The organism is Tahibacter caeni (assembly GCF_024609805.1).
In the GTDB taxonomy this organism is placed as follows: domain Bacteria; phylum Pseudomonadota; class Gammaproteobacteria; order Xanthomonadales; family Rhodanobacteraceae; genus Tahibacter; species Tahibacter caeni.
Window position 1 is genome coordinate 1 of the sequence record NZ_JANFVR010000341.1, and the last position, 4,969, is coordinate 4,969.

The window sequence follows — 4,969 nt, forward strand, 5'->3', positions numbered from 1 at the left end:
ACGGCGGTCGCGCGCACCGGCGCGGCGAGCGCGCGCTCGCGCCAGCCGCACCAGGCGACGATGCCGGCCGTGCCGAATGCGCAGGCGAGACCGACGCCGATCTGCAGCAGCTGATTGGCCCGGAACCAGTGGATCTCGGCGACGCGCACGAATACCGGCACGATAGGCCGGTGTCCGTTGTCGAGCTGCCAGGCATTCTGCGGAAACGGACGGGACAGATACATTTCGTAGAGCCGCAGCTGATCGAACATCGGTTGCCGCCACGCGAAATTCGCGATCGCGCACAAGGCCGTCAGCAGGAAATACGCAGCCAGCACGAGCACCGCGAGCGTCAGTAAATTGTCGACAATCCGTCGCCGTACGAACATCGTTCCCTCCTTTTCGACTTCTGTCGGAAAAATATCCTAGTCGCTGACGCCGCGACCGGCGAGGCGAATTCCCGGAAATTGCGAAAGAACGCAATATCGCGTCCGCCATGTTTCACATTGTTCTAACGAAAGCGCGCAACGCGCTCCGCTTCGCGCATCGCGGGTGTCGTCGTTGACGGGCGCGAGCGGCGGTTCCCCTAATTCGCGCAGTCGGCGCCGGCGATGCATTGAAATCTGCGCCGGCGGCGGACCATCTGTCCCTGCTGTCGCACGCGAGCGGCACGCGCGAGCGACGAACGCCGCAGCAGGTGGCGGCCCGCTGGCGCACCGCGATGCTAAAAATTAAACAAAGAAGCAAAACAGCAGAGGGGCGGCCGGGCCGTGCGCGCCACCCCGGCTCCATCGCGCGCGGCATCCGGCGGATGCGCCGCCAGAACCGCGGTTCGGTCGCGGTCCGTTCGCCCGCAGTAGGCGAATCCGCCGCCGTCCGCGACAATCCGCAGGCCGCACGGAGTAACTCATGGCCGAGACCACCCGACAGGACAAGACCGCCAAGCAGCTGCGCCTGCTCGAACAGGCGCTGGACAGCGGGCGGCTCGGGCCGGTCAAGCGACTGGTCAACACCTTGTCGCCGGCCGAGATCGGCAATCTGCTCGAGTCGCTGCCGTCGGCCAAGCGCCAGGTCGTCTGGGGCCTCGTCGACGCCGAGGACGACGGCGAAGTGCTGGTCCACGTCGGCGAGGACGTGCGCGAAGACCTGCTGCGCGCGATGGACACCGACGAAATCGTCGCCGCGGCCGAGTCGCTGGACATCGACGACCTCGCCGACCTGCTCGAGGACCTGCCCGACACGGTCATCGACGAAGTGCTCAAGTCGATGGACCGGGAGAACCGCGAGCGCCTCGAGCAGATGCTGACCTACGCCGAGGACACGGCCGGCCGCCTGATGAATCCGGACGTCGTCACCGTGCGCGCCGACGTCAGCGTGGACGTGGTGCTGCGCTACCTGCGCCTGCGCGGCGAGCTGCCCGAAGGCACGCACCATCTCTACGTGCTGAGCCGGCGCCGCCAGTACCAGGGCCGCATCTCGCTGGCCCAGCTGCTGACCGCCGAGCCGGCCGATGCGGTCAACCGCATCATGGACACCGACCAGCCGGCCATCGACGCCGACACGCCGGTGTCCGAAGTGGCGCAGCGCTTCGCCAACCACGACTGGCTCAGCGCGCCCGTCGTCGACGAGAACAACGTGCTGCTCGGCCACATCACGATCGACGACGTCGTCGACATCATCCGCGACCAGGCCGAGCATCAGGCCCTCGGCGCGGCCGGCCTCGACGAGGAAGAGGATCTGTTCGCGCCGGTGCCGCGCACGACCAAGCGCCGCGCGATCTGGCTCGGCATCAATCTGCTGACCGCGTTTCTCGCGTCCTGGGTCATCGGCAATTTCGAGGACGTGCTCAAGCAGGTCGTGGCCTGCGCCGTGCTGATGCCGATCGTCGCGAGCATGGGCGGCGTCGCCGGCACGCAGGTGCAGACTCTGATGATCCGCGCGATGGCGCTGGGCCAGGTCACCGCATCGAACGCGATGTTCCTGCTGCGCAAGGAAGTGCTCGTCGCGCTGGCCAACGGCCTGCTCTGGGCGCTGACGGTCGGCAGCATCGCGCTGCTGATCTATCACGATCTGTGGCTCGCGACGGCGTTCGGCGCGGCCATGGTACTGAACCTGCTCGCCGCGGCCCTGACCGGCGTGTTCCTGCCGCTGGGCCTGCGCCGCATCGGCATCGACCCGGCGCTGGCCGGCGGCGTGCTGCTGACGACGGTCACCGACTGCTGCGGCTTCGCGTCGTTCCTCGGCCTGTCGACGGTGCTGCTGCTGCGCTAGGCGCCCGGACGGGCGCAGCGCGGTCCGTGGACCGCGACGCGCGGCTCGGCGGCGGTTCGCCGGCGACTATCGCGCGCGCTGCTCGGCGAGCGTCAGCGCGACCTTGTCGCGCAGGTACAGCGGCAATGCCTGCTCGGGCGGCAGCAGGCGGCCGGCCTTGAACTCCGCGACGGCGAGCACGGCGATCGCGCGCGCCTGCGGATAGCGCTGGCCGTCGGCCCAGCGCGGCGCCGGCAGCTGCGCGGACAGCACGTCGCGATAGGCCTGCCAGCCGCTGCCGATGACGTTCCAGTCGGCGCCGGGCGGCAGTTGCAGCCGCTCCGGCGCGCAGACGCGCTCGTCGTCGAGCGTCTGCAGGGTATCGCCGGCCGTGCGCCGGTAGCAGGCCGCATAGACTTCGCCCATGCGTGCGTCGATCACGGCGAGCACGTCGGCGCCGTTGTCCGGCGCATCGAGCGCGAGCGCCGCGAGCGAGGAGATCGGGATCACCGGCAGATCCAGGCCCAGCGCCATGCCCTGGGCGATCGACACGGCGAGCCGCACGCCGGTGAATGCGCCGGGACCGCGGCCGACCGCGATCGCGTCGAGCCGGCGCCGGCTCAGGCCGGCCTCGGCCAGCAACGCGTCGGCCATGGGCAGGACCAGCTCCGCGTGGCGCCGCGGCGCGAGCTCGCTGCGCGCGAGGGTCGTGCCGGCGTGATGCAGGGCCACCGAGCAGGCTTCGGTGGAAGTTTCGATCGCAAGCAGGTTCATGGGAATCCGTCGGTGGCAGTCAGGGGCGGCGCACGCTCAGGAGGCATCGGCCGGCGCGGCGGCGGCGCGTTCGCCGTACCAGTCGACGCGGCGCGTCAGGTACATCAGCAAGGCGACGACGGCCAGCAGCGCGAAAGCCCCTATCAGCAGCGAATACTGCTCGCTGACCACGAGACCATACAGCAGGCCGTAGACCAGCGCGAGGCTGCCGCCGAGCAGCAGGCCGGCGCGCCGCGTCGCGAGCACCGCGGCTGCATAGCCGCCGATCAGCAACGCGACGGCCGCCGACGCCAGCGCATAGGCCGCGCCGAAACCGATCTGCTCCGACAACGCGAGCAGCAGCAGGTAGAACGTGCACAGCGCGACGCCGATCAGCAGGTACTGCACCGGATGCACGCGCAGCTGCCGCAGCACCTCGAACAGGAAGAACGCGACGAAGGTCAGCGCGATGAACAGCACGCCGTATTTGCTCGCGCGCTCGTTCTGCTGGTAGACACTGGCCGGTTGGTACAGCGTGACGCCGAACGCCGCGGCCGCGACGTGCTGGCCGTTCGGATCGTTCTCGTCCCAGGACTGGCCGAAGCCGCGATTGAGCTCGAGCACCTGCCAGCTGGCCTGGAATTCCTTCGGCTTGATGTCGTGCCGGACCGGCAGGAACGCGCCGGTGAAGCTCGGATCGCCCCAGTCGGCGGCGAGCGCGAGATTGGTCGTGCGCCCGAGCGGCAGGAACTGCAGGCGCTCGGTGCCGGCCAGGTCGAAGTCGAGCTCGACGGCGATAGGCTGCTGCAGCAGCGCCGCATCGAGTGTCAGCGCCAGCGTCGCGAAGCCGGCCGTCGGCGCGCCGGGCTGCAGGCGTCGCGTCTGGCCGTTGACCGTGACCTGACGCACCTCGCGCAGGCCGCGCGGATCGGTCAGCGGCAGGCGTAGCTCCAGCCTGGCGCCGTCGGCGAGCAGCTGGCGCAGCTCGGCCTGTTCGTCGACGTCGAAGCCGGCGCGCAGGGATACGCCGGCGGTATAGACCGGTGTCGCATAGATGCCGTAGGCCCGCGTGCTCGTGCGCAGACGCGCATTCACGTCCATCTGCGCCGGCAGCAGGACGCGCGTGTTCTGGCGTTCGACCCAGCCCTGCTCGGTCTTCCAGCGCTGGGTATAGGTCAGCGCGAGCAGCGGGCCGCCGAGGGTCTGCGCTTCGCCCCAACGCGAGGCGATCTGGCTGACCGCCGCGTCGCGCAGGCTCGCGCGCTCGGCGACGAGTCCCTGCACGAGCAGCAGCGGAATCAGCATCAGCAGGGCCAGCGCGGCGATGCCGAGCACCTTCGGCGTGTAGGACGGGGCTCTGGGAAACATGGGGATCTCATCCGGCTTGGGGTGCGGCCATTAGCGCCGCCGGTGCGGACGGCCCGGCGGCCCGGACCGGGCCGGGGCCGGGCGAATGCGGGCGCTTTGCGGGCAGGCGGGATTGGCACCGTTCGTGCTTGAACGTGTTCGCCGTCACAGATGTGAACCGCCCCTCTCCCAACGCGGACCGGAACAATGGCTTTGTCGACCCAGGAAATGCTGCTCGCGCTGCGCGCTCCGAATGCCCATTGGCTGGCGGCGCTGGTCAGCGCCCTCGACGAAGCCCTCAAGGATCCGGAATTCGGGCCGGAACACCGCGCGATGCTGCAGCAGCTGCTGACCGCCGGCATCGTGCCGGGCAGCGTCGCCCGCGCCTCGGAGCTGCGCTTCGCGCGCTTCGAGGACAGCTTCGCGAACCTCGTGCCGGGCGACGACGTCGCCGGCGCCGAGACCGCACCGGGCCCGGCGACGGCGCCGGCGCGTCCAAAACTGACCCTCGTGGGCAGCAAGCACTTCGCCGCCTGATCCGCCGCCGGCGGCCGGCGCCGCCGCCTTCCTCGAGCCCGGGCCTGTCCCGGGCTTTTTCATGCGCCGGCGCCGGCGGCCGGCGACACCGCAGCCGCCTCTG

The 4,969-nt window shown here is 70.1% G+C and carries 4 protein-coding genes and 1 pseudogene; 2 read left to right on the top strand and 3 right to left on the bottom strand.

Annotated elements, in window-relative coordinates; all coding sequences use genetic code 11:
• A pseudogene (locus tag NON22_RS20255) lies at nt 1-368 on the bottom strand (hypothetical protein); the annotation flags it as partial.
• 520 nt (nt 369-888) lie between these two features.
• Here NON22_RS20255 and mgtE point away from each other — a divergent pair.
• On the top strand, nt 889-2,250 hold the full coding sequence (mgtE, locus tag NON22_RS20260; RefSeq protein WP_257388791.1) for a magnesium transporter: 1,362 nt from the start codon (nt 889-891) through the stop codon (nt 2,248-2,250).
• Nucleotides 2,251-2,316: 66 nt separating this feature from the next.
• Here the strand turns inward: mgtE and tsaB are convergent, their stop codons facing one another.
• Nucleotides 2,317-3,003: a tRNA (adenosine(37)-N6)-threonylcarbamoyltransferase complex dimerization subunit type 1 TsaB gene (gene tsaB / locus NON22_RS20265; protein ID WP_257388792.1), complete on the bottom strand. Its 687-nt coding sequence runs from the start codon at nt 3,001-3,003 to the stop codon at nt 2,317-2,319.
• 36 nt (nt 3,004-3,039) lie between these two features.
• On the bottom strand, nt 3,040-4,350 hold the full coding sequence (creD, locus tag NON22_RS20270) for a cell envelope integrity protein CreD (protein WP_257388793.1): 1,311 nt from the start codon (nt 4,348-4,350) through the stop codon (nt 3,040-3,042).
• A gap of 186 nt (nt 4,351-4,536) precedes the next feature.
• On the opposite strand from creD, the gene NON22_RS20275 reads away from it, so the two are divergent.
• Nucleotides 4,537-4,866 (top strand): hypothetical protein, encoded by a 330-nt coding sequence (locus tag NON22_RS20275; protein ID WP_257388794.1) that lies wholly within the window; start codon nt 4,537-4,539, stop codon nt 4,864-4,866.
• The last annotated feature ends 103 nt before the right edge of the window (nt 4,867-4,969 follow it).

Bases quoted from the DNA above. Each gene is read 5' to 3' on its own strand.
- NON22_RS20275 (WP_257388794.1), top strand. From the start codon at position 4,537: ATGGCTTTGTCGACCCAGGAAATGCTGCTCGCGCTGCGCGCTCCGAAT.
- creD (WP_257388793.1), bottom strand. From the start codon at position 4,350: ATGTTTCCCAGAGCCCCGTCCTACACGCCGAAGGTGCTCGGCATCGCC.
- mgtE (WP_257388791.1), top strand. From the start codon at position 889: ATGGCCGAGACCACCCGACAGGACAAGACCGCCAAGCAGCTGCGCCTG.
- tsaB (WP_257388792.1), bottom strand. From the start codon at position 3,003: ATGAACCTGCTTGCGATCGAAACTTCCACCGAAGCCTGCTCGGTGGCC.